Genomic DNA, 23,265 nt, shown 5'->3' on the forward strand with positions numbered 1-23,265 from the left:
TCCCGACACTCACAAGAGCATGAGTCAGTCTTACAATCGGGGCCTCATCGAGGACTTCAGCAGATGGCGGGAGTTCTCGGCCGGCATGTGGGCCTGGATATTCCACAAGTTCACCGGCTGGGTGCTTGTGGGCTATCTCTTCACCCACATCGCCGTGTTATCGACGGCCCTCTCGGGCGCGACGGCGTACACGAACACGATTCAGGCGCTGGAGAGCCTCCTGGTCGTGCGTATTCTCGAAGTCGGGCTGCTCGCGGTGGCGGTGTTCCACATCCTCAACGGGCTGCGGCTGCTGTTCGTCGACCTGGGCGTCGGGCTGGAAGCACAGGACAAGAGCTTCTACGCGTCGCTCATCCTCACGGGTGTCATCGTCGTTGCGAGCGTCCCCACGTTCCTCTCGGGGGTGAGCATCTAATGGCAGAACGATACACGTCCTTCGAGCCCGGCGGCCGGCGGTGGCTCTGGCAGCGGCTGACCGCCGCCTTCCTCGTCGTGGTGCTGGCGTTCCACTTCTTCCTGCTCCACTTCGTCAACCACGCCGACGAAGTGACGTTCGCCCTCTCGCAGGCGCGCATGGAGCAGCTGACGTACTTCTCGCTGATGATCCTGTTCCTCGTAACCGCGACGTTCCACGGGGTCAACGGCGTCTACAACGCCCTCGTCAACCAGGGTCTCTCTGGAACCCGGAAGACGGCGGTCAAGGCGATTCTCGGTCTCGCGAGCGTCCTGCTCATCGTGCAGGGCGTCCGCACGGCCCTCGAGTGGGCCGGAGGTGTTCCCATCTAATGAGCACGCAAGTTCCCGAAACTGTCGAGGAGGAATCGGCCACGGAGACGGCGTCCGCCGGCAAGCAGAAGCGCGACGCCAAAAAGCGCGAGCGCGCCGAGCGCGTCCAAGAGCAGCGCGAGGCCGAGGCGGCCGAGAAAGCGCGCTCCGCGGACGACACCTACCACCTCAAGGTCTTCCGCTACGACCCCGAGGTGCCGGAGAAACAGGAGCCCCGCTTCGACGACTTCCACGTCCCGTACAAACAGGGCATGACGATTCTCGACGCGCTCATGTGGGCACGGGACCACTACGACTCCTCGCTTACCTTCCGGCACTCCTGCCGGCAGGCAATCTGTGGGTCCGACGCGCTGTTCGTCAACGGGTCGCAGCGACTCGGCTGTAAGACCCAGCTGTCGGACCTCTCGGAGCCGATTCGGGTCGAACCGCTCCCGCACTCCGACGTGGTCAAAGACCTCGTCGTCGACATGGAGCACTTCTACGACCAGATGGAGTCGGTCGAGCCGTACTTCCAGACGAACTCGCTTCCGGACGGCGAACTCGACGAGCAGCGCCAGACGCGCGAGAACCGCGAGAAGGTCAAGATGTCCACCCGCTGCATCTGGTGTAGCGCGTGTATGTCCTCGTGTAACATCGCCGCCGGCGACAACGAGTATCTCGGTCCCGCGGCCATCAACAAGGCCTACCGCTTCGCCATGGACGAACGCGAAGGCGAGGACATGAAGCAGCGCCGCCTCGAAATCCTCGAACAGGAACACGGTGTCTGGCGCTGTCAGACCCAGTTCTCCTGTACCGAGGTGTGCCCGAAGGACATCCCCCTCACGGAGCATATCCAGGAGCTCAAGCGCGAGGCGATTAAGAACAACCTGAAGTTCTGGTGAACTTCCCGGTGAAACCCTGAAGTTCGACCAACCCTACGACACACCCAAACACACCATGTACGAACACGACGTTATCGTAGTCGGCGCGGGCGGGGCGGGCCTGCGCGCGGCGATTGCGGCACACGAGGAAGGGGCCGACGTGGCCATCGTGTCGAAGCTCCATCCGGTCCGAAGTCACACGGGCGCGGCGGAGGGCGGCATCAACGCCGCGCTCCGCGAAGGCGACTCGTGGGAGGACCACGCGTACGACACGATGAAGGGCTCGGACTATCTGGCCGACGCGCCGGCGGCCGAGACCCTCTGTAAGGACAGCCCGAAAGAGACCATCCAGCTCGAACACTGGGGAATGGCGTTCTCCCGCGACGACGACGGTCGCGTCAGCCAGCGACCGTTCGGCGGGCTCTCGTTCCCGCGGACCACCTACGCGGGCGCGGAGACGGGCCACCAGCTGCTCCACACGATGTACGAGCAGCTCGTCAAGCGCGGCATCAAGGTGTACGACGAGTGGCACGTCACCCGACTGGCCGTCACCGACGAGGAGAAGCCGGAGGACCGAACCTGTCACGGCATCGTCGCCTACGACGTCCAGACCGGCCAGGTCGAGGGCTTCCGCGCCCGCAACGGCGTCATCCTCGCCACCGGCGGTCTCGGACAGGTCTACGACCACACGACGAACGCGGTCGCCAACACCGGCGACGGCGTCGCGATGGCCTACCGCGCGGGCGCGCCGATGGAGGACATGGAGTTCATCCAGTTCCACCCGACGACGCTCCCCTCGACGGGCGTCCTCATCACCGAGGGCGTCCGCGGCGAGGGCGGCATCCTCTACAACGAAAACGGCGAGCGCTTCATGTTCGAGTACGGCTACGCGAACAACCTCGGCGAACTCGCCTCCCGCGACGTGGTCTCCCGGGCCGAACTGACGGAGGTCAACGAGGGCCGCGGCATCGAAGACGAGTACGTCCACCTCGATATGCGCCACCTCGGCGAGGAGCGCATCATCGACCGCCTCGAAAACATCGTCCACCTCTCGGAGGACTTCGAGGGCGTCAACCCCCTCGAAGCGCCGATGCCGGTCAAGCCCGGCCAGCACTACGCGATGGGCGGCATCGAGACCGACGAGAACGGCGAGACGTGCATCTCCGGCCTCTACGCGGCCGGCGAGTGCGCCTGCGCCTCCGTCCACGGCGGCAACCGCCTCGGCGGCAACGCGCTCCCCGAACTCATCGTCTTCGGCAAGCGCGCCGGCCACCACGCCGCGGGCAAGGACATGGAGGAGGCCCAAATCACGACCGGCAAGGAAGGCGAGTACGAACTCGGTGAAGTCGATTCGCCGGTCGAACTCGGTGAAGCCGGTATCGGTGAAGACGCCGTCGCGGACGGCGGGACGGCGGCGGACGCCGGCGCGTCCGTCTCCGGGGCCGACCTCGTCCAGCGCGCCGTCGAAGACGAGCGCGAGACCATCGACACCCTCCTGGAGCGCGAAGACGGCATCCAGCAGGCCGAGATTCGCGAGCGCGTCCAGAAGTCGATGACGCGAAACGTGAACGTCTTCCGCGAGGAGTCGGCGCTCAAGGACGCGCTCCGCGACATCCGCGAGGCGCGCGAACTCTACCAGCAGGTGTTCGTGGGCGACAAGTCGCGGACGTTCAACACGGACCTCCTCCAGACGCTGGAGATGCGCAACATCCTCGACATCGCGGAAGCCATCACGCTCGGCGCACTCGCGCGCAACGAGTTCCGCGGAGCCCACTGGCGCAAGGAGTACCAAGAGCGCCGCGACGAGGAGTGGCTCAAGCACACGATGCTCTCGTGGAACGACGGCCGCCCGGAACTCTGGTACAAGCCGGTCATCCTCGAAGGCGAGAACAAGACGTACGAGCCGAAGACGCGGAGCTACTGACCCGACTGCGCCCCGTCCGAGTCGCGACCAATCTCTTTCGTCGCCGCTTTCGAGCGGTGCATCACATGGAACCCAACGCCCCACAGCCGAGGGCTTCGGCCGAGTCCACCAACGCCTATTTGCCCGCTCGACCCCTACGCGCGACCGGAAGGGTGGCTCAGTGGTAGAGCACACCGGCACAGACCCTCGCGGTCGGTCCGGTGGTTTTCAATGGCTTCGCGTGGTTCGACTCCCGCCCCTTCCGTCGCTTCGGGACGGCGTCCTCCGAGAACCCGAGACGAGCGTCCTTCGACGACAGTCGAAGTTAGCGCCGTCGAACGCCGCAGCGAATCGGATATACGTTCGTGAGGGATGCGACGATTCTCCAGAATTCGTGACGTTCGCGGCCTCACTCCCGACCACCGAACTTCGACGATTGTTGTAAGAGAGTTTTATTATCGTCGAAGCAAAGAGGATGACAACGACCATGCAACAGACGGTTCCGACCATCGAAGTCCCCGGCGAACTCGAATCGCCCTCGGCCAAGCTCGTGTACCTCTATCTCACCACGCACGACGGCGCGTCCATCTCCGACTTGCAGAACGGGTTGGAGATGAAGAAAATCGCCCTTTACAGCATCCTCAGCACGCTCTCGAAGCGCGGCTTCGTCCGACAGGACGCCGAACACTACCACGTCGCTCAGTGACGGCCCGGCGAGTCAGTGATTTCTCGGTGAGCGCGCCGCCCGCACCTGCGCGCCGTCGCGGACCATATCCTCGCAGTTCGGGCAAACGCGCGGGTTCTCCATGCCATCGGGAGTGAATACTCGGGCGTATGCGGGCGTCACGAACGAACCACAGTTCTGACATTCCGGCATGGTAGCTAGTATCCTCCATGAATATCACATAAGTTTTCTCCCTATACGAGTGCGAGAAGCAGGCCGGCGACGAGGAGCGCGAAGATGAGAAGCGACACGGCGAGCATGAATTGGTCGGAGCCGTTCATACCGAACATGACGTTCCCGATAAAGATAAAATTCCGTCTCGACGCCGCGGCCCGTCGCTCTCGGCGGTGTTGTCTAATTTTCGGCCGCGATAACGAGGGGGGTAGAACTAAATTCCTCGCACCCGTCGGTCCCCTAACGGTCCCCCAATGGAGTTCGTGTACGCGCTGTCTGGGTTGTTCGCCGGGCTCTTTCTCGGAGCGGTGGCAGTCGTCACTGCGCTCACGTACACGCCCTACGGCGCGTCGCTGTTCGACACCGCGATAACGGCGCTGACCGGCGTCACGCTCCAACTGGGCAATCTGCTTTTCATCTCGGCGCTCACGGCCCTCGCGTTCGAGGGGCTGGCGATGGGCGGGATTCGGTATCCGGTCGTCGTCCCCGCGGCGTTCGCGTACGTGCTGACCCACGTCACGGTCTACTACTCGTGTATCCGAATCACCGACCTCCAGTCGGAGCCGCTCGATCCCGACGTTATCATCAAGCATAACCCGTTCCGCGCGCTCGTCCTCGGCGTTCCGGGGTCGTTGCTCCTCATCCGGGTTCGGTCTCCCACTCGACGGAACTGACGACGGTCCGGAAAACGTGAGTAAACGGCGAGAGAAGCCAGGAGTGGGATTTGAACCCACGAAGTCTCGATTACAAGTCGAGTGCATGAACCGCCCATGCTCTCCTGGCGCGTCTGTCGATTACCCGTCCTCCTTTGAGTGTGTATCGCTTCGCATCGATTTCTCCAGTTCGACGCGGTGGGGCCGATAGCCGTGTCGCCGGTAGAACCGACGGGCGGCCTCGTTGTCCGCCAGCACGTCCAACGCGACGGCGTCGACGCCGGCGTCGGCCAGCGCGTTCTCCGCCGCCGCCAGCAACCGCGTTCCGACGCCGGCGTCTCGGTACGCCGGGCGGACGAACAGATTCCGAACCATTCCGCGAGTCGCGTCCTGTTCGTACGCTCCCGCCTCGATGTCGAACATGACGAACCCGACGAGGCCGTCGGCGTCCGCGTCCTCTGCGCTGCTTCCGACCTCCGTGCCGCCATTGCTCACATCGCCCTCGCGGGCGACGAGGACGCCGTCGGCGGCGACGTGTCGAGCCAGCGCCTCCCGTATCGGTGTTCGGTTGGCCTCGGCTCGGAGGTGCGAGCCGGACGCCCGCTGGTCCGCGGCGAGTTCGACCCACAGCTCGACGAGGTCGTCGAGCTCGGAAAACGCCGCCGAACTGACGCGCATGGTCCCTGTCGGGACTCTACCCGCTTTTAAGTGTCGACGATTCGGACCGAATTCGAGTAATCGAGGTCCTGCGGGGTGTCAAGCGGGGTCAGTAAAGACGACCGATGAAGAAAGATTTATCTATGTTTATCGTCCGCACATATCATGAGGATAGTTATCAATGGGTATTGCCGAAACCTACTCCCGTGGAAGGCGGTTCGCCATCGAGCGTCCGTTCGCGCTCGTCTTGGCGGTCATCGTAGTCGTACTACTCGGTGACTTACTTCGCGGGTTAGCAACGGGGCAGACGCAGTTTGCCGACATTGGCACGCTCGTCTGGGATGGTCTGATGCGGGGGCTCGTAATCGGCCTCGCGGGCATCGGGTTGTCGATGACGTACAGCATTCTAAACTTCGCTAACTTCTCCCACGGCGACTACATCACGGCCGGGGCGTTCTCGGGGTGGGCGACGACGTACCTCATCGCCGGGTTGGGACGCGCCGATATCGGCGCGCTCCTGCTCGTCGGGGCCGGGGGGTCGGTCTACGGCGGGACGCTCGGCATCGGGATGCTCTCGACGCCGCTCGCGGTCGTCGCCGGCATCGTCGTCTCCGGCGGCTTCGCCATCGCGCTGTCGCTCGCGGTCGACCGCACCATCTTCAAACCGATTCGAAACGAGGACGGTATCACGCTTCTCATCACGAGCGTCGGCGTCGCGTTCGCGCTTCGCTACCTGATGCAGTTCGTCTTCGGCTCCGACGTGCGCGGCACGACCGCCCAACCGCCCTCGCTGTCGCTGTACTTCATCGACGGCACGGTGTTCATCAACGCCCACGACATCACGCTCCTCGTGGTCGCGTCGGCGCTGATGCTCGGCGTCCACGTGCTCTTACAGCGGACGAAACTCGGCAAGGCGATGCGCGCGATGGCCGACAACAAGGACCTCGCGCTCATCACCGGCATCTCGACCGAGCGCGTCGTCCGCGCGACGTGGATTATCGGCGGCGGACTGACCGGCGTCGCGGGCTACATGTTCATCCTCTGGAAAGGGACCCTCGGGTTCAACGACGGGTGGCTGCTGTTGCTTCTCATCTTCGCCGCGGTCATCCTCGGCGGCATCGGCTCCATCTACGGGGCCATCGCCGGCGGCCTCGTCATCGGGCTGACGGCGTCGATGTCGGTGCTGTGGATTCCCTCGGCGTTCTCGCGGGCCGCCGCCTTCGTCGTCATGATCGTCATTCTCCTCGTGAAACCGTCCGGGCTGTTCAGCGGGAGGGCGACCGCATGAGCGTCCGCGACGACTTCACCGCCCGCATCCCGGGCGGCGACGCGGGCCTCATCGTGTTGATTCTCCTCGGGACGTACCTCGCGTACGTCCTCGCGGGGCTCGTCCTCGGGTACACGCTCCGCGGACAGCTCAACTCCATCGCGACGCTGACGTTCTACATCGGCGTCTTCGCCATGCTGTCGCTCGCGCTCAACCTCCATTGGGGGTACACCGGGCTGTTCAACATCGGCATCGTCGGCTTCATGGCCGTCGGCGTCTACGTCACCGCAATCGTGACGAAGCCGACGTACGTCGCCGGCGGCGCGGCGCAGGTCGGCGGCCTCGGCCTCCCGCTTTGGGTCGGCATCCTCGCCGGGATGCTCGCGGCTGCGCTCTTGGGGCTCGTGGTCGCGCTCCCGGCGCTCCGGTTGCGGGCCGACTACTTGGCCATCGTCACCATCGCCATGTCGGAAATCGTCCGGTTCAGCTTCCTCTCGGGCGAACTCCAGCAGTTCCAGCTGTTCGGCAACCGCGTCGGCTTCGGCGGCGGGTCGGGGCTCATCCTCGACTTCGCCCCGCCGCTGGAGGCACTGCTTCGCGGCCTCGGCCTCTGGAACGCCTATCTCGGCTTCGTCGACGCCTCACAAGTGCTGATTCCGACGAACCCCAAACCCGTCGTCGACGGTCTCGTCTACGGGCTGTTGCTGCTCGGGTTCGTCGCGGCGTTCTACTGGCTGCTCAAGCGCACCGGCGAGTCGCCGTTCGGTCGCGTGCTGAAGGCCATCCGCGAGGACGAGGACGTGGCCAACGCCCTCGGCAAGAACACCGACCGGTTCAAAATCAAGTCGTTCATGCTCGGCTGCGCGCTCATGGGGCTCGCCGGCATCCTCTGGCTCGTCCCGCAGGGCGCGGTGACGCCGAACTTCTTCCGGCCGCGCGTGACGTTCTTCGTCTGGATTGCGCTCATCATCGGCGGGGCCGGCTCGAACACGGGGAGCGTCCTCGGCGGGGCCGTCTTCGCCGCGGTGCTCTACCAGGGGCCGCGGTACTTCCAGAACCTCGTGACGGCGGTGTTCCCCAACTTCGACTCGCCGTCCGGCTTCGGACAGGCCATCTCGCCGCTCATCTCGCAGTTCGACCCCGTGCCGTTCCTCCTGTACACGGTCGACAGCATCCGACAGCTCCAGTTGGTCGTGATGGGCCTCGTGCTCATCTGGCTGATGCACAACCGGCCGGAGGGGATGCTCGGCTACCGCAAGGAGACGGCGTCGGTTATCCCGCTGTCGCGGCCGCAGTCGATGGCCGCGGACGGCGGCGACGACGACTCGGTCCGCACCGACGGCGGCGTCGACGCCGCGGCCGAAGGAGGTGAGACCGATGAGTGACGCCGCCGACCAGCCCGTCGAAGACGTGGCGAACAAGGTCGACGAGGGCGCGCTCGGCGCGTTCGCCTCCGGCGTCGACACGTCGGTCGACTACCCGCTTCAGGTCGAGGGACTGGAGAAGTCCTTCGGCGGCATCACCGCCGTCGACGGCGCGACCTTCGAGGTGGAGTCCGGGACGCTCACGGGACTTATCGGGCCGAACGGGGCCGGCAAGTCGACGACGTTCAACCTCATCACGGGCATGCTCAAGCCCGACGCCGGCACGGTCACGTTCAACGGCGAGGACATCACCGGCGAGGAACCCCACCAAATCGCCAACCGCGGGATGGTCCGGACGTTCCAAATCGCCCGCGAACTGAGCGAGATGACCGTCCTCGAAAACATGATGCTCGCGCCGAAACACCAGCGCGGCGAGGCGCTGTGGCGCTCGGTCATGCCGGGCGTCCGCGACGACGTCCGCGAACAGGAAGCGGAACTGCTCGAACGCGTCTGGGAGGTGCTCGACTTCTTCGACATCGCCCACATCGCAGAGGAGTACGCGGGCAACCTCTCCGGCGGGCAGCGCAAACTGCTCGAGATGGCGCGGGCGCTCCTGACCGACCCCGACATGCTGCTGTTGGACGAGCCGTTCGCCGGGGTCAACCCGACGCTGGAGAAGAAGTTGCTCGAACACGTACACGAACTCCGCGAGCAGGGCTACACGTTCCTGCTCGTCGAACACGACATGGACCTCATCATGGACAACTGTGAACACGTCATCGTCCTCCACCAGGGCTCGGTACTCACGGAGGGGACGCCCGACGAGATTCGGAGCAACGAAGAGGTCATCGAGGCCTACCTCGGAGGCAACGTATGAGCGTCGACGCCAACACCGACGCGACGAGCGGCGCGGGCGTCGAGGGCCGCGACGACGTGCTCTTGCGCGTCCGCGACCTCGACGCCGGCTACGGCGACCTCCAGATTCTCACCGACGTCGACATGGACGTGTTCGACGGCGAGTACGTCACCATCGTCGGACCGAACGGGGCCGGCAAATCGACGACGATGAAGTCCGTCTTCGGCCTGACCGCCCACATGGGCGGCACCGTCCGGTTCAAAGACGAGGACATCACCGGCCGCCGACCCGAGGACATCATCCACGTCGGCATCGGCTACGTCCCGCAGAACGACAACATCTTCCCGACGCTGACGGTCGAAGAGAACCTCGAGATGGGCGCGTACATCCTCGACGAGGTGCCGCAGGACGCCATGGAGGCGGTCTACGAGCGGTTCCCCATCCTCAGAGAGCGGAAAGACCAGAAGGCCGGCACCATGTCCGGCGGCCAACAGCAGATGCTCGCGATGGGTCGCGCGCTCATGCTCGACCCCGACCTCCTGCTCTTAGACGAGCCGTCGGCGGGGCTCGCGCCCGACCTCGTCGAGGAGATGTTCGACAAAATCGACGAAATCAACGAGGCCGGCACGGCCATCCTGATGGTCGAACAGAACGCCAAGGAGGCGCTCCGGCGCTGTGACCGCGGCTACGTCCTCGCCAACGGACAGAACCGCTACATGGACTCCGGGACGGCGCTCCTCGACGACGAGCAGGTCCGACAGGACTTCCTCGGCGGCTAGTCCGTCTCGGCGGGCCACGCTCTTTTTCGGCGCTCATTCGCAGACGTACTGGAACGACTCGACTGAGAGACCGGAATCTCCACCGTCACCGTCGCCGCCTTCGTCCCCGTCGCCGCCACCGTCACCGCCTGAACTCCCACTGAGCGTCACCGTCGTGTTCGTGTTCCAGCAGTAGCACGCCGCGTAGGCGACTGTTTCGGACGCCGTGGCCGTTTCGATAGTGAGTTCGTACACGTCGCCGATAGGGACCCCGAATCCGACGGTCGACTCGCCGGGCGGGACAGTCCGGGCCGTCTCCGAGACGACCGCGTCACCAGAGCGAGTCCCATCCACGTCGTCACTGTCGGCGCCCGCGCCGTCGGGCCGAACGAGCGTCAGCGTCAGGTCGCGCTCCGCCTCGCTCTCGTTTTCGACGTGAACCGAGACCGTCTTGGGCCAACCGGAGCCGACCCGGAGCGAGCCATCTGCCGCGACGAGCACCGCGAGGGTCGGCCACCCCCATTTCTCCGGGATGTCCCACTCGTGGGTCGCGGTGCGGCCGTCTTCGGTCTCCACGACGACCTCGTAGGTCCCGTGGGACGCCACGAGCGGCGGCGTCGAAACCTCGCGGTCGGTCGCCGCGTCGAAGGTGCGTTCGAAAACGCGCCCCCCGTCGTGGTCGATGGCGACGGTGAGCCGAGCGTCGGCGTCGCTCCGGTTCCGAATCGTCGCCCCCGGCGGCGCGAAGATGTCCGCCGCGCCCGGAACGGTGTACGGGAGGTCGGCGTCGTCGAGTACCGGCGTCACGCGCTGCCGCGCTTCGAGGTCGGCGTCGGACGTGACGACGAGTTCGAGGCGGCGCGCCTCGTTCGTGACCGTCCACCCGTAGTCGAGCGTCGCCCCCGTTTCGAGTTCCGCGACGACGCGGTAGCTGCCGTCGCCGACGAGGTCGTTCGCGACGTTCCGGCCGTATCCGGGTCCGGCCCCGACGTCGAGCGACCCGTCGAAGTGTGTCTCGTCGCCGTCGGTCACTCGGACCGACAGCGTGTGCGGTTCGTCGTCCTCGTTGACGACTGAGAGGCCGACGCCGGGGTTCGGCTTCGGTCCCGACGTGTTCGTCTCGGTCGTCGAATCGGCCGTCGAGTCGGTCGTTGTCGTGGTCGTCCGTGGGTTCGTTGGGGTCTCGACTGACTCGTCCGAGTCGGTGAGACAGCCGGCTGCGAGCCCGAGTGCCGAACAGGCGACCGTCGAGAGGAGGGCGCGGCGCTTCATCGACGCATAGCTGTCAGCGGTCGTATGAGTGTCTTGTGTCGGCCGAGTCGTGCGCGACAGCCGAGCGCGGCCGCTCGCGTCGGCGGCGACGAAGAAAAAATCGGGTCTGTCGGGTCGGTCTTAGCTATCCGGGCCGGAGAGCGCCGTCTCGATGACGGAGGAGTACGACGACTCGCCGATGTTGAACGCGACCTGGTTGTACACTTCGCCGTCGAACGAGTCGCTGAACACGCTCGCGAAGCGCTCCGAGAGCTGCTGGCCGTAGTCGTTGTTGACGTACAGCGTCGAGACCGAACTGGCTTCGAGGCGCTCGGCCATGACCTGCGCCATGACGCGGCCCTGCAAGAAGTCCGAAGGCGCGGTCCGGAAGATGAAGTCGTTGTCGTCGAGGTTCGAGACGGACAGCGCCGTCGAGGACGGCGAGCAGCCGACGATTTCGTTCGGGATGAACGCCTGCTGCGAGACGGGGACGTTCACGCCGGACGACGCGGACCCACAGACGGACGGAACGCCCGCGGAGACGAGCGACTGCGCGGCGGAGACACCGGCGTCCGGGGACGTCTGGGTGTCTTCGATTTGGGCGTTGACCGAGAGTCCGGCCGGGTTGGCGTCGTTGACCTGCATGACCGGAATCTGACCGGCCTGAATCATCGGCGCACCGACGGCCGCGAGGTCGCCGGTCTCGGGCAGGAGGATACCGATCGACATCTCGCGGTCGGAACCGCCGGGGCCGCTGTCGGCCGCCGGTCCGGAGCCGTCAGGACTGTCGCCTTCGAAGCTCTGGACGTCCTCTTGGCTCGTCGCGTTGTTGTCGGCGTCGAACGTCCAGATGGCGTACGCGGCTTCCGCCGGGTCGCCGTTCTCGTCGAAGTTGACGGACGACGACGCGCCCTGGTAGTCGATGTCTTCGCCGTTCGCGGCGGCCTCGACGCCCTCGACGAGGTTGTCGGGGCCGACGGTCATCCCGCCGGGGTTCGCCATCCGCCGCATCTGGTCTTTGATGGCCGGCCCGGAGTTTTCCCCCGCGGCGGCGTTCGCGAGAAGCTGAATCGCGACCGAGTCGTACGTCTGCGACGTGAAGACGCCCGGCGCAGCGTCGTACTCGTCTTCGAACAGTTGATTGAACGTGTCTTGGTTCGGGCCGCCCGCTGCGGGTGCCGTCCCGGTCACGTTCGCCATGTCGTTGCCGACCTGCCCGGGCATCGACCCGGAGCGCATCCCGTCGGGAACGAGTATCTCCTCGCTCCCGTCGGACGCGCTGTAATAGTCGCGGAACAGCTGAATACCGCTTTCGGGGTAGCCGATGACGACGAGCCCTTCGGGGCCGCCGCCACCGCCACCGCCGCCACCGATGCATCCGGATAAGCCAGTCAAGCCTGCCGCGCCCGCGGCTCCCACTCCCTTGAGGAAGTCGCGGCGTACGATATCACGTACCATGTGAAAGCCAATGGCAACTCCCGCTTATAAAACTTACTTCCTGCGTTTGAAAAGCCATGATAATTGCGACCGACGGCGGCGCGAGAATCGGTTGTGTGAAACTGCCTGTCAATGTGTTTTATATACTCGTCAGTCGAAGCCGGCGAACCGCTGCGTTCAAACCCGTTCGCGGGCGTCTTTGGGACAATGACCATCCCGTCGTTCGTCATCGGTATCGCCGGGGGCAGCGGTGCCGGAAAGACGACCGTGGCTCGACTCATCACGGAGAACGTCGGTGAGTCCGTGACCCGGATTCCGATTGACAACTACTACAAAGACCAGAGTCACCTCGATATGGCCGAACGCGAGCAGTTGAACTACGACCACCCCTCCGCGTTCGAGTGGGACCTGCTGTACGAACAGCTCTCGGAGCTCATGGAGGGACGGGCGGTCGAGATGCCGCAGTACGACTTCGAGATTCACAACCGAAAGTCCGAGCGTGAGACCGTCGAGCCGACCGACGTCATCATTCTCGAAGGGATTCTCGCGCTCTACGACGAGGACGTAAACGAGATGCTCGACCTTCGGCTCTACGTCGAGACCGACGCCGACGTTCGCATCCTCCGGCGCATCCAGCGCGACGCCATCGACCGCGGGCGCGACCTCCAGGGCGTCATCGACCAGTACCTCTCGACGGTCAAGCCGATGCACGAGCAGTTCATCGAACCGACGAAGAAACACGCCGACCTCATCATCCCCGAAGGGGCAAACAGCGTCGCCGTCACGCTGCTCGAAGAGAAGGTGCAAGCCGAAGTCGAGGGCGACGAGACGCGCACCTGGGAGCGCGACGCTATCGAGCGGGAAGTCCAAGAGCGGACCTCGTTCCGCGGGTCCGGAAACTAACTCGCCGTCGCGGGTCGAACGTTCGAGCTTCGAAGACTACGCTTTCTTGCCGGTGACGAACTGGTCTGCGCCCTCGTAGAACCAGAAGTCGTTTTCGCGCATCGCCTTGCCGACGGCCTTGTGTAGTTCGACGAAGTCGCCGAACTCCTCGCCTTCGACGTGTTCGAAGATGTCCGAAAGCGAGACGACGCGCTCGGAGTCGAGTCGGATGGGGTGGTCGCCGTACTCCTCGACGAACGCCGCTTTGTTCAGCGGGAAGTCCTCGTCTTCGTCGACCTTCTTCGCGATGACCGCCTGGCCGTACTTGCGTCCGCCTTCGCTCCCCTCTTCGCCGTCCGGGTCGTGTGGCCAATCCATACCCGAGTGTTGGCAGGCCGATTCAAAGCCGTTACGCATCTGTTGATATCTGTCATGCGGAACGCCGCGTGGTCACGGTGTTTGCTACCGATGAACAAGAAATATACGCGTGGCACGCCATGGTTCTTGGAGTCATGCGAGCGACCGAGCGCCCGACGTTCGAATCCGAGGCGAGCAAGGTTATCTACGAGTACGTCGAGCGGCACGGCACCGCCAAGCGAAACGTCCTCCTCGACGTCGCGCCCGTGCCGTCCGACGAGTTCCGAACCGAACTCGACCGACTGAAATCGCGCGGCTACCTCGAAGAAGACGGCGGCACGCTCCAGTTGGCGCTCGACGTAGGCACCATCGAGGAACACGACACCGACGCCGGCATCGTCACTATCCGGCCCGGCCGTCAACGCGATTTCGAGGGCCTCATCGACGCGATTCGAGACGTGACCTCCGAGGAGACGTACGTCGTCGCCGAGACCATCGCCGAACAACTCCTCTACGACGAGGCGGTCACGCGCCACAACCGCGTCGAGTCCCGCGTGTTCTTCGTCGCGACGCTCGGCGAGGAGGTCGTCGGCTGGACGCACCTCGACCTCCCGCAGGTGTCGCGCATCCGCGAGACCGCCCAGCAGACCGTCGGCGTCAAGGAGGACTACCGCGGGGCGGGCATCGGCAGCCTCCTGTTGCGCCGCGGCCTCGACTGGGCCGAAGCCAACGGCTTCCGGAAAGTGTACAACAGCGTCCCGATGACGAACGACCGCGCGCTGGAGTTCCTCGGCGACCACGACTGGGAGACCGAAGCGATTCGCAGAGACCACTACACCATCGGTGACGAACACGTCGACGAGGTGATGATGGCGTACCGGTTCTGAACGGGTCGAGGGCTGTGGGTCGCTTTTTCGGGGTCGTTGGTGTCGCTTGGAGTGGATGCGGTGGGACTGGGAGTTGAACCTCACTCGCTCCGCTCACGGCGTTCGCTCCGCTCCCTGCTTCAAATCCCAGTCCGTCTCCGATGTCCACTCACAGAGCCGCGCAGATGCCACTGCGCGGCGTAGGGTTCGTGGAAAATGCGGTGGGACTGGGATTTGAACCCAGGATTCCGTGAGGAAACCTGCTTTCAAGGCAGGCGCGTTAGGCCACTCCGCCATCCCACCTTCACACGGGGATTTTGAGTCGGATACCTAAGAGTTGTCGCTTCGCTCAGTCGCGGACGAGTTCCAGCACGCCGTCGGTCGACTCGACCCGGAGTCCCTTCTCGAAGACGAACGTCGTCGTGTGCTCGGGGACGAGCCGCTCGGATTCGACCCGCGACCGGAGCATCGGCACGACCGTGGCGAGGTCCGCGCCGGTTTCGAGGACCGGAAGCATCGGGACGTAGTCGAGGCCGTGACCCGCGTCGTCGGCGCGGCGAGCGAGCGTCTCGACTTCCGGCTCCGCGTAGGCGTCGGTGAAGTCGATGGGGTCGAGGAAGCCCGAGAAGTAGACGCGGCCCTCCGTCGAGGGGCCGAGGACGACCGGCGTGCTCCGGAGCTTCATCGCCGCGCTGTCGAGGTGCGTGCGGCCGAGCAGCGGCGCGATGGGTCGAACGACTGCCGCCGAGTGGACCTCCTCCTCGTTGAGCAGATGCGAGACGGTGTTACCCGCGCGGGCGGAGAACGTCGAGCCGACCTGCGGTTCGAACCGCGCGTCGTCGGTGCCGCCGAGGGCGTCGGCGACGACGCTCCGAATCTCGGCTTCCGAGTCGTGGTCCCCGGCGAACTCGTCGGGGAGGTCGTCCTCGGCGCGGTAGTTGACGAGGAGGTCGCCGCCCGACCGCTCGACGGCGATACAGACGTCTTTGAGCATCGCGGCGTAGAGGTCCGCGGCTTCGGCCTCCGAGAGCGGACTCGTCTCCGCGAGTTCCGAAAGCACCAGTCCCGGCCGCGGCGGTTCGGCGAGTACGGCGATGACCGTCATACCCTCCCCTCGCGCCGGGGAACCCTTGAACCCGCCGCTTGCGGGACGCGGCCCCGGACGCGACGGGAATCGTCCGCCCGACTCAGCGACTCTGCCGTCCCTTCGTCTGCCGGTAGTCCCGGCCGAACACGGACTCGCGGACGTGTTCGACGAACGCCTCGGCGTCGGCGTCGGTCAGGCGCTCCGGCTCCTTCATCGGGACGAGTTCGAAGCCGCGGCCGCGGATGGTCGTCGCGTGCTCCGCGTCGACGTCGAAGCTGTCGGCCGCGCGCGTGGTGTAATCGAACGCGAGTGCCTCCAGCGCGGCCTGTCCGACGGGGACGATGATGTGCGGGTTTATCATCCGAATCTCCGCGTTCAGGTAGGGCTCGCAGGTCGCCACTTCGTCGTCAGTCGGCCCGCGGTCGGGGTGTCGACAGCGCGTGAGATACGTGAAAAAGACGTTCTGTACGTCCGGCTCGTCGGCGTCCGGGTCGGACCGCACGAACCCGAGGTCGCCGAGGATGCGCTGGACGCGCTTTCCGGCCTCGTCGCCGGTAAAGGGCACGCCGGTCCGCTCCGCGGCCGCGGTCGGGGCCTCGCCGACGAACAGGAACTCCGCGCCCACGTCGCCGTAGCCGTGGACGACCTGCTCGCGCGTCTCGCAGAGCCCCGAGCAGTTCGTGCAGTCGGTGTCCATCGAGAAGGGGTTCCGGAACTGGCGTTGGTGTGCGTCCACACCCTCGAATTCGGCTCCGGGACCAAAACCCGCCCGGTCCGTGCAGATAGTCCATCACTCTCGACCCCGCCCCTGCACCGTCCGTCCACCTCTCGCTGACGGGCTTCGGCCGAGCCGGCGGTGGTGCGTGGTGAAAGTGAACGCGGGACGAACAGGCGGACTCGTGGGTGAAGACGACGCTGTCGCTCGAATCGCGGAATCGGGAAAAGCGGAAGTGAACCGAGCGGAGGCGAACGCGAGTCGGTCGGCGGCAGTTCGGTGGTCAGAGCGGTTCAGCGGTCGATGCCGCCCTGCGCCTTGATGTCCATGATGTGGCGGACGTTCAGGTAAATCTCCTCGGGCGAGGTGTCGCCGTCGGGGTCGTAGAGGTCGCTGACGCGGTAGAGGATGGCCGACACCTGCCGGCTCTCGGAGGACTCGCCGTAGATGTCGTCGGCGATTTCGCGGAGGAACGCGACGCGCTCGGGGTCCGCGGGGAAGTCGGCGTCGGAGTCCGGGGCCATCTCCCAGTCGACCTCCTCGGCATCGCCGTCGGTGTCCGCCCCGGCGTCAGCGTCGGTGTCCACGTCCGCGTCAGCGTCGGTGTCCACGTCGTCGCTCATCGCTCGCTGACGCTCCGCCGCTGGACGACGCCGACCATGTCGGCGATGTTCTCGGTCATCACGCGGAACGCGTCGGCCGTCTCGTCGTCGTCTTCGAGGACGATGGGCTTGCCGCCGTCGCCGCCCTCGCGGACGGCCGGGTCGAGCGGGAGCGCCCCGAGGAACGGCAGGTCGTTCGAGGCGGCGAACTCGCGGCCGCCGCCCGCGCCGAAGATGTCGTGGCGGTTGCCGCAGTCGGGACACCGGAACGTGCTCATGTTCTCGACGATGCCGAGGACGTTCGTGTCGTGCTTGCCGAACATCCGGAGGCCCTTGTTGGCGTCGTCGAGGGCGACGTTCTGCGGGGTCGTGACGATGACCGCGCCCGTGAGCGGGAGCGTCTGGAGGATTGATAGCTGGGTGTCGCCCGTGCCCGGCGGCAGGTCGAGCACGAGGTAGTCGAGGCTGCCCCACTCCACGTCCTCGACGAGTTGGGTGAGCAGCTGGTGGACCATCGGGCCGCGCCAGATGACCGGGTCGTCGTCTCCGACGAGGAACGCCATCGACATGAGCTTCATCCCGTACTTCTCGGGCGGGACGATGGTCTGGTCTTGGGTCGCCTGCGGCGCTTCCTCGGCGGCGACCATCCGCGGGACGTTCGGCCCGTAGATGTCGGCGTCGAACAGGCCGACGCGCGCGCCGAGCTTCGAGAGGCCGGCCGCGAGGTTCACGGCGACCGTCGATTTGCCGACGCCGCCCTTCCCGGAGGCGACGGCGATGATGTTCTTCACGCCGGGGAGCACCTCCTCGTCGGGGTCGCGGTCGGTCGGCACTTTGGCGGTGAGGTCGACCTCCAGCCCGTCCTCGGCGAGCACCTCGCGGATTCGGCGGCCGATGTCCGTCTCCGCCGGGGAGTACGGCGCACCGAGCGCGAGCGAGATACGGACGGTGTCGCCGTCCACCTCGACGGCGTTCACCAGTCCGAGCGAGACGACGTCATCTCCGAGGTCGGGGTCCTCGACCGCACGCAAGCGGTCGCGTACGTCGGCTTCGTCCATGTCCGTCACTCCGGCGGTGCGGCCGATAAGGGTTTTGTAAGGTCTCGTCGCGCGGTGACGGTCGCAGGCGACGACCCGACCGACACCGGCTTCGAGACGCCGAGAGCGTAACGGATTCCAGTTACCACGCCACGGTCATCGACAGCGAATTTATCAACGTACGCTCCCAGGATTCGGTATATGGTGCTGGTGGACGACTTCGGCCGCGAGGTAACCGGCGTTCGAATCTCTCTGACCGACCGGTGTAACTTCGACTGCGTCTACTGCCACAACGAGGGGCTGGGCGACACCCGCGGGCCGATGGACGCCTCGGACGAGGAGATGAGCGCCGACGACGTGGTCCGGTTTCTCGAAGTCGTCGAGGAGTACGGCGTCGAGAAGGTGAAGTTCACCGGCGGCGAGCCGATGCTCCGCGCGGACCTCGAAGAGATTATCCGGCGGACGCCGGACTCGATGGAGACCTCGCTCACCACCAACGGGACGTTCCTCGGCGACCGCGCCGAGGACCTCGTCGCGGCCGGCCTCGACCGGGTGAACGTCTCGCAGGACGCCCTCGACCCCGAGGCGTTCGCGCAAATCACGAAGTCCGGCGCGTACGACAAGGTGATGGAGGGCGTCAAGGCCGCCGTCGACGCCGGCCTCACGCCCGTGAAGCTCAACATGGTCGTGTTCACGAAGACCGCGGGCCACGTCGAGGAGATGGTCGAGTACGTCGCAGAAAACCCGGGGTTACAGCTCCAACTCATCCAGTACATGCCCGAACTGACGGGCAAGCCGGAGTGGAACATCGACATCGAGCGCGTCCACCGGTGGCTGACCGACCTCGCCGACGAGGTGGAGGTCCGCGATATGCACCACCGCCGCCGCTACTACGTCGGCGAGGGCATGGTCGAAATCGTCGACCCCGTCGAGAACCCCGAGTTCTGCGCCAACTGCCATCGCGTGCGCGTGACGCACGAAGGATACCTGAAGGGCTGTCTCAACCGCAACGACGACCTACGCCCGATGGGCGAGATGACCCGCGAGGACATCCGCGAGACGTTCGAAGCGGTCGTCGAAAACCGCGTGCCGTACTACGGCGAGTACCTCGTCCGCGACGGCGACGACGGCTGGACGATAAACGAAGAGTACATCGGGGCCTGAGAACGCCCCTCCGACGCGCGAGTTTTTCTCCTCCGACGACCTCTCGGGGCGCATGACTGTCACCGTCGAGCGAGTGGTTCTCGCGACGGACGGAAGCGCCTCCGCGGCGACCGCCGCGGCCCACGCGCTGTTTCTCGCCCGCGTCCTCGACGCGTCGCTCCACGCCGTCTCCGCGACCGGCACGCCGCAGTCCTCCGCGACCGGCACGCCGCAGTCCTCCGCGACCGAGACGACCGAAACCGAAACCGAAACCGCCGGAGCGTCCGCCAGCGCCGCCTTCGAAGCGGAGGAAGCCGTCGGCGCGGTCACGCGTCGGGCGCTCCTCGCGGGCGTTCGTCTGACTTCGGAAGTCGTCGGCGGGCCGGCCGCGACAGCGGTCGAACGCGTCGTCGGTGACGGCGACCTCCTCGTCCTCGGCCGCCACGGCCGCTCGGGTCCCGGTCGGTTCCTCGTCGGGTCGGTCGCGGAGCGCGTCCTCGACGCGCCGCCGGTTCCGACGCTCGTCGTCCCGTCGGCATCACCCCGGCCGACGTACCGGCGGGTGGCGCTCCTCGCCGCCGACGGAGCGCCGTCCGCGTCGGCCGAGACGCTGGCTCGTCGCATCGCTGCGGCGACCCGCGGGGTTCTCGAACCGCTCGCGGTCGTCGACGAGCGCGGTGCCGAAACCGCGTCGCGCGAGGCGTGCAGGACGCTCGAAAACGAGGCGAGAGCCCGCGTGAACGCCGTCGCCGCCGCGGCCGCGAGAGACGCAGTCGAGTCAGGCGGAACCGTCCGAACCGGCGTCCCCGCGACCGAGCTGCTGGCGCACGTCAAACGGACGGGAGCCGACGCGGTCGTCCTCGGCGTCGGTGGGGACGACGAGGCTCGGCTTGCGGGGTACCGTGCCGCCGGAACCGTCGCCGGTCGCGTCGTCCGCCACGCCGAGGTTCCGACACTCGTCGTCCCACCGAGCGTGGGCGACGGCGAGACTTCCGGGCCGCGCGGGCGACGATGAAACGCCGAATCCGTTTGTAGTTCTGTTCAATTTATACGTGCGCACCACGAACCGTCGCGTGTTGCTCGGGCGTGCGGGCGGCCGCAACGGACCGCCCGAACCTCCACAAGCCGACCCGTCGAATCCGTTTACTGCTCCCCGGCCGCTGCATCGCACGCGAACTGGCTTCGGCTTCCGACCCCGACCCCACCGACGCTTTACGAACGGAACTCTCATGAGCGAATCCCAATCGAGTCCACGTATGTCCGCACTCACGAAACTCCGCCCCTGGCTCGCCGCGATACTCGGCCTCGTCATCACGGGTCTCGGGCATCTGTATCTACGACGCTGGCGGCGGGCCGCGTTCTGGGTGCTTCTCACGTTCGCGGTGTCCGCGCTGTTCGTTCCGGCGGAGGCGTTCGACCCGCTGACAGGCGGTGCGGTCATCCCACCGTCGGAGTTCGCCGCGGTGCTCAGGGAACTGGTCCCCATCCTCGTGGTGAGTTTCGCGAGCGTCCTCGACGCCTTCTTCCTCGGCTTGCGGCAGGCCGCGGCGCGGGCGGACCGCTCCGCCGTCGAAGACGCCGAGGAGTCGGCGGCCACCGTCACCGACCCCGTCGCCGACCCCGACGCGGCCACCGTTACGTGCCCCGAATGCGGTCGCGAGGTCGACGCCGACATCGACTTCTGCCACTGGTGTACGACCCCTCTCGACGACCCGGCCGACCGCTGAGATGCCACCGCGGGGTCGCAAGAGTGCCCCCGTCCGAACCCCCGACGGAGTCCACGCCGAACTGACGCGACCCGACCTTACCGCTCTTTCTCGACGAAGTCGACGACCGCCTGCGCCCCTTGGAAGCCGTCGGCGAGGCGGTCGACGAGTTCGCCGTCTTCGAACAGGAGGAGCGTCGGGACGCTCCGAATCGTGTACCGCTCTGCGACCGACATATCCGTCTGCGGGTTCAGCATCGCGACGACCACGTCGGTTGCTTTCGAGACGTTGCCGAGGACGGGTTCGATGCTCTGACACAGCGTACAGCCCTTCGTGTAGATGTCGAGGAGGACGCGGTCGTGTTCGGCCACGAGGGCGTCGAGTTCCTCGACGGTGTCGATTCGAACGGGCTTCGTCGGCGCAGTCGCGGACTCTGTCGAACTCATTGATGGAAATACGTAACCAGAGTTCTTATGATTTTGGAGAGGTGGTGTACCATACCACGATTCGGCGGCGAGCGGCGGTGACTCGGGCTGTCACGCGAGGTCCCTTTCGTGATGTTTAAGTAATGCCCCCGTCTCGTAACGGATGCAATCGATGTAGGGGAATGTCGTCCCCGAGTCCGGAAGGGCGAAACTAACACGACCGAAGTGTTGCGGTAGCCAAGCCTGGCCCAAGGCGCTGGGTTGCTAACTCAGTGGCGTCAAGCCCCCGGGGTTCGAATCCCCGCCGCAACGCTCACAACACGACTTCCAAAGTCATGAGTGCAGAAGAACCACAGGACGGCTCTCCGGAGGAGGAAGAGGACCTCCGTTACTTCATCCGAATTGGTCAGACCGACCTTGACGGAACGAAGACGGTAGAGCGCAGTCTGACGGACATGAAGGGTATCGGCAAGCGCACAGCGCGCATCATCGCCGACGCCGCGGAAGTGGACCGAACGGCGCTGTTCGGTAAGCTCCCCGAAGGCGAGATCGACTCCGTTGTCGATGTCGTCGAGAACTTCGAGGACCACGCCCCCGAGTGGATGGCAAACCGACGGAAGGACTTCTTCTCCGGTGACACCGACCACATCACGGGTTCGGACCTCGAAGAGAAGCGGCGGCATGATATCAACCGCATGAAGATGATCAGCTCCTACAAGGGCGTTCGACACCAGCGCGGCCAGAAGGTTCGCGGCCAGCGGACGAAGTCCACTGGACGTACCGAAGGCACCATCGGTGTCAACGTCGAGGAGATCAAGGAGGCGCAGGCTGAAGAATGACGACGGGTAACAACACCAAGTTCTACGAGACCCCGAACCACCCGTTCCAGGGCGAGCGCATCGCACAGGAATCGGACCTCCTCTCTCGGTACGGTCTCAAGAACAAGGAAGAGCTCTGGCGCGCGCAGTCCGAACTGCGCAACCTCCGCCGCGAGGCGCGACGCCTCCTCGGCGAGGCCCAGGGCGACGTCGAAGAAGCCGAGTCGCTCGGTGCCGAGTTCATGGCGCGCATGCGCCGCTACGGCATCCTCTCTGCGGAGGACGACATCTCCCAGACGCTGCGTCTCGACGTGACCGACATCCTCGAACGTCGGTTCCAGACGGTCGCCTACCGCAAGGGGCTCGCACAGACGCCCCAGCAGGCCCGTCAGTTCATCGTCCACGGTCACGTGACCGTCGACGGTGCGCGGACGACCGTCCCCTCCCGCAAGGTCGAGGTCGACGAAGAGGACACCGTGGCGTTCGACGAGACGTCGAAGCTCGCGGACGAACTGCACCCTGAGCGCGCGGAGGCCCAAGAATGAGCGAATCCGAAACCGGTGACAAGTGGGGCATCGCCCACGTTCACGCATCGTTCAACAACACGCTCATCACGGTGACTGACATCACGGGCGCCGAGACGATCGTCAAGTCGTCCGGTGGTTCCGTCGTCAAGCAGAACCGTGACGAGGCATCTCCGTACGCGGCCATGCAGATGGCAGAGAGCGTCGCCGACCAGATCAAGGCGGCCGGTATCGCCGGTCTGCACGTCCGCGTTCGCGGTCCCGGTGGCAACGGTAACAAAAGCCCCGGACCCGGCGCACAGGCAACGATTCGCGCCCTCGCTCGCGCCGGTCTCGAAATCGGTCGCATCGAGGACGTGACGCCGATTCCGCACGACGGAACTCGCGCGCCGAAAAACAGCCGACTCTAACAC

General features: G+C 65.7%; 28 protein-coding genes and 4 tRNA genes. 20 read left to right on the forward strand and 12 right to left on the reverse strand.

The features are described 5' to 3' along the window. The first annotated feature begins 19 nt into the window (after positions 1-19). The 6 genes from sdhC (at position 20) to DEQ67_RS09235 (ending at position 4,255) form a co-directional block, all read left to right on the forward strand. Positions 20-415, forward strand: coding sequence for a succinate dehydrogenase, cytochrome b556 subunit (gene sdhC, locus DEQ67_RS09210; RefSeq protein ID WP_004043053.1), 396 nt, complete (start codon positions 20-22; stop codon positions 413-415). After that, positions 415-786: a succinate dehydrogenase hydrophobic membrane anchor subunit gene (locus DEQ67_RS09215; protein WP_004043052.1), complete on the forward strand. Its 372-nt coding sequence runs from the start codon at positions 415-417 to the stop codon at positions 784-786. Before sdhC ends, DEQ67_RS09215 begins: the two co-directional genes overlap by 1 nt. Further along, positions 786-1,667, forward strand: coding sequence for a succinate dehydrogenase/fumarate reductase iron-sulfur subunit (locus tag DEQ67_RS09220; RefSeq protein ID WP_004061303.1), 882 nt, complete (start codon positions 786-788; stop codon positions 1,665-1,667). The genes DEQ67_RS09215 and DEQ67_RS09220 overlap by 1 nt, the downstream gene beginning before the upstream one ends. A gap of 55 nt (positions 1,668-1,722) precedes the next feature. Further along, positions 1,723-3,570: an FAD-binding protein gene (locus DEQ67_RS09225; protein WP_115802780.1), complete on the forward strand. Its 1,848-nt coding sequence runs from the start codon at positions 1,723-1,725 to the stop codon at positions 3,568-3,570. A gap of 146 nt (positions 3,571-3,716) precedes the next feature. Then, a tRNA-OTHER gene (locus DEQ67_RS09230) sits at positions 3,717-3,814 on the forward strand. A 222-nt stretch (positions 3,815-4,036) separates the two neighbouring features. Further along, positions 4,037-4,255, forward strand: a complete 219-nt coding sequence (locus DEQ67_RS09235) for a helix-turn-helix domain-containing protein (protein ID WP_004043049.1) — start codon at positions 4,037-4,039, stop codon at positions 4,253-4,255. Positions 4,256-4,267: 12 nt separating this feature from the next. Here the strand turns inward: DEQ67_RS09235 and DEQ67_RS09240 are convergent, their stop codons facing one another. Further along, positions 4,268-4,426: a DUF7563 family protein gene (locus DEQ67_RS09240; protein ID WP_013035319.1), complete on the reverse strand. Its 159-nt coding sequence runs from the start codon at positions 4,424-4,426 to the stop codon at positions 4,268-4,270. Between the two features lie 275 nt (positions 4,427-4,701). Here DEQ67_RS09240 and DEQ67_RS09245 point away from each other — a divergent pair, with 275 nt between their 5' ends. Next, entirely contained in the window at positions 4,702-5,121 is a 420-nt protein-coding gene (locus DEQ67_RS09245; RefSeq protein WP_004061307.1) for a hypothetical protein, read from the forward strand. Between the two features lie 35 nt (positions 5,122-5,156). On the opposite strand, the gene DEQ67_RS09250 is transcribed toward DEQ67_RS09245, so the two are convergent. Together DEQ67_RS09250 and DEQ67_RS09255 are read right to left on the reverse strand one after the other, a co-directional pair. Continuing rightward, positions 5,157-5,230, reverse strand: a tRNA-Thr gene (locus DEQ67_RS09250). Positions 5,231-5,241: 11 nt separating this feature from the next. Beyond that, entirely contained in the window at positions 5,242-5,778 is a 537-nt protein-coding gene (locus DEQ67_RS09255; protein ID WP_115802781.1) for a GNAT family N-acetyltransferase, read from the reverse strand. Between the two features lie 328 nt (positions 5,779-6,106). Between DEQ67_RS09255 and DEQ67_RS09260 the strand changes: the two genes are divergently transcribed. Genes DEQ67_RS09260 through DEQ67_RS09275 form a run of 4 tightly spaced genes read left to right on the forward strand, consistent with a single transcriptional unit; the run spans position 6,107 to position 10,023 of the window. After that, positions 6,107-7,045: a branched-chain amino acid ABC transporter permease gene (locus DEQ67_RS09260; protein WP_004061308.1), complete on the forward strand. Its 939-nt coding sequence runs from the start codon at positions 6,107-6,109 to the stop codon at positions 7,043-7,045. After that, positions 7,042-8,409 carry a branched-chain amino acid ABC transporter permease gene (locus DEQ67_RS09265; RefSeq protein ID WP_004061309.1) on the forward strand — a complete coding sequence of 456 codons (1,368 nt, stop codon included), beginning with the start codon at positions 7,042-7,044 and terminating at the stop codon, positions 8,407-8,409. The genes DEQ67_RS09260 and DEQ67_RS09265 overlap by 4 nt, the downstream gene beginning before the upstream one ends. Further along, positions 8,402-9,265 carry an ABC transporter ATP-binding protein gene (locus DEQ67_RS09270; protein ID WP_004061310.1) on the forward strand — a complete coding sequence of 288 codons (864 nt, stop codon included), beginning with the start codon at positions 8,402-8,404 and terminating at the stop codon, positions 9,263-9,265. The genes DEQ67_RS09265 and DEQ67_RS09270 overlap by 8 nt, the downstream gene beginning before the upstream one ends. After that, a complete protein-coding gene (locus DEQ67_RS09275; RefSeq protein ID WP_006601538.1) occupies positions 9,262-10,023 on the forward strand; it encodes an ABC transporter ATP-binding protein in 762 nt (253 codons plus the stop codon). Before DEQ67_RS09270 ends, DEQ67_RS09275 begins: the two co-directional genes overlap by 4 nt. A gap of 33 nt (positions 10,024-10,056) precedes the next feature. Here DEQ67_RS09275 and DEQ67_RS09280 read toward each other — a convergent pair whose 3' ends face one another. Beyond that, entirely contained in the window at positions 10,057-11,274 is a 1,218-nt protein-coding gene (locus DEQ67_RS09280) for a hypothetical protein (protein WP_115802782.1), read from the reverse strand. Between the two features lie 120 nt (positions 11,275-11,394). After that, entirely contained in the window at positions 11,395-12,711 is a 1,317-nt protein-coding gene (locus tag DEQ67_RS09285; RefSeq protein WP_115802783.1) for an ABC transporter substrate-binding protein, read from the reverse strand. Between the two features lie 186 nt (positions 12,712-12,897). On the opposite strand from DEQ67_RS09285, the gene udk reads away from it, so the two are divergent. Then, positions 12,898-13,593, forward strand: a complete 696-nt coding sequence (gene udk, locus DEQ67_RS09290) for a uridine kinase (RefSeq protein WP_115802784.1) — start codon at positions 12,898-12,900, stop codon at positions 13,591-13,593. Positions 13,594-13,629: 36 nt separating this feature from the next. Here the strand turns inward: udk and DEQ67_RS09295 are convergent, their stop codons facing one another. Beyond that, the gene (locus tag DEQ67_RS09295; RefSeq protein ID WP_004061318.1) at positions 13,630-13,950 is read right to left on the reverse strand and encodes a DUF5785 family protein; all 321 of its coding nucleotides are present in this window, start codon (positions 13,948-13,950) and stop codon (positions 13,630-13,632) included. A gap of 134 nt (positions 13,951-14,084) precedes the next feature. Between DEQ67_RS09295 and DEQ67_RS09300 the strand changes: the two genes are divergently transcribed. Next, the gene (locus tag DEQ67_RS09300; RefSeq protein WP_004043038.1) at positions 14,085-14,816 is read left to right on the forward strand and encodes a GNAT family N-acetyltransferase; all 732 of its coding nucleotides are present in this window, start codon (positions 14,085-14,087) and stop codon (positions 14,814-14,816) included. Between the two features lie 198 nt (positions 14,817-15,014). Here DEQ67_RS09300 and DEQ67_RS09305 read toward each other — a convergent pair. The 5 genes from DEQ67_RS09305 to DEQ67_RS09325 form a co-directional block, all read right to left on the reverse strand. Continuing rightward, positions 15,015-15,098 (reverse strand) — tRNA-Ser (locus DEQ67_RS09305). 46 nt (positions 15,099-15,144) lie between these two features. Further along, positions 15,145-15,900, reverse strand: coding sequence for a hypothetical protein (locus tag DEQ67_RS09310; protein WP_004061319.1), 756 nt, complete (start codon positions 15,898-15,900; stop codon positions 15,145-15,147). Between the two features lie 82 nt (positions 15,901-15,982). Then, the gene (locus DEQ67_RS09315; protein ID WP_115861710.1) at positions 15,983-16,618 is read right to left on the reverse strand and encodes a uracil-DNA glycosylase; all 636 of its coding nucleotides are present in this window, start codon (positions 16,616-16,618) and stop codon (positions 15,983-15,985) included. Positions 16,619-16,890: 272 nt separating this feature from the next. Then, on the reverse strand, positions 16,891-17,220 hold the full coding sequence (locus tag DEQ67_RS09320) for a hypothetical protein (protein ID WP_115891505.1): 330 nt from the start codon (positions 17,218-17,220) through the stop codon (positions 16,891-16,893). Then, entirely contained in the window at positions 17,217-18,257 is a 1,041-nt protein-coding gene (locus tag DEQ67_RS09325; RefSeq protein ID WP_115861712.1) for an Mrp/NBP35 family ATP-binding protein, read from the reverse strand. The genes DEQ67_RS09320 and DEQ67_RS09325 overlap by 4 nt, the downstream gene beginning before the upstream one ends. 180 nt (positions 18,258-18,437) lie before the next feature. Between DEQ67_RS09325 and moaA the strand changes: the two genes are divergently transcribed. The 3 genes from moaA to DEQ67_RS09340 all read left to right on the forward strand — a co-directional run bounded on the left by moaA (position 18,438) and on the right by DEQ67_RS09340 (position 21,106). Beyond that, positions 18,438-19,400: a GTP 3',8-cyclase MoaA gene (gene moaA, locus DEQ67_RS09330; RefSeq protein ID WP_008576166.1), complete on the forward strand. Its 963-nt coding sequence runs from the start codon at positions 18,438-18,440 to the stop codon at positions 19,398-19,400. A 52-nt stretch (positions 19,401-19,452) separates the two neighbouring features. After that, complete coding sequence (locus DEQ67_RS09335) at positions 19,453-20,394, forward strand: universal stress protein (protein WP_115891504.1); 942 nt, start codon at positions 19,453-19,455, stop codon at positions 20,392-20,394. A 241-nt stretch (positions 20,395-20,635) separates the two neighbouring features. Beyond that, on the forward strand, positions 20,636-21,106 hold the full coding sequence (locus tag DEQ67_RS09340; protein ID WP_004061325.1) for a zinc ribbon domain-containing protein: 471 nt from the start codon (positions 20,636-20,638) through the stop codon (positions 21,104-21,106). A gap of 77 nt (positions 21,107-21,183) precedes the next feature. On the opposite strand, the gene DEQ67_RS09345 is transcribed toward DEQ67_RS09340, so the two are convergent. After that, the gene (locus DEQ67_RS09345; protein WP_004043030.1) at positions 21,184-21,531 is read right to left on the reverse strand and encodes a thioredoxin family protein; all 348 of its coding nucleotides are present in this window, start codon (positions 21,529-21,531) and stop codon (positions 21,184-21,186) included. A 206-nt stretch (positions 21,532-21,737) separates the two neighbouring features. Here DEQ67_RS09345 and DEQ67_RS09350 point away from each other — a divergent pair. The 4 genes from DEQ67_RS09350 (at position 21,738) to DEQ67_RS09365 (ending at position 23,262) form a co-directional block, all read left to right on the forward strand. After that, positions 21,738-21,822 (forward strand) — tRNA-Ser (locus tag DEQ67_RS09350). 23 nt (positions 21,823-21,845) lie between these two features. After that, positions 21,846-22,349 (forward strand): 30S ribosomal protein S13, encoded by a 504-nt coding sequence (locus tag DEQ67_RS09355; protein WP_004061326.1) that lies wholly within the window; start codon positions 21,846-21,848, stop codon positions 22,347-22,349. Continuing rightward, positions 22,346-22,873 (forward strand): 30S ribosomal protein S4, encoded by a 528-nt coding sequence (locus DEQ67_RS09360; protein ID WP_004043028.1) that lies wholly within the window; start codon positions 22,346-22,348, stop codon positions 22,871-22,873. Before DEQ67_RS09355 ends, DEQ67_RS09360 begins: the two co-directional genes overlap by 4 nt. Further along, positions 22,870-23,262 carry a 30S ribosomal protein S11 gene (locus tag DEQ67_RS09365; RefSeq protein ID WP_004043027.1) on the forward strand — a complete coding sequence of 131 codons (393 nt, stop codon included), beginning with the start codon at positions 22,870-22,872 and terminating at the stop codon, positions 23,260-23,262. Before DEQ67_RS09360 ends, DEQ67_RS09365 begins: the two co-directional genes overlap by 4 nt. Positions 23,263-23,265: the final 3 nt, after the last annotated feature.

Source organism: Haloferax sp. Atlit-48N (genome assembly GCF_003383015.2).
Classification (GTDB): Archaea; Halobacteriota; Halobacteria; order Halobacteriales; family Haloferacaceae; genus Haloferax; species Haloferax volcanii.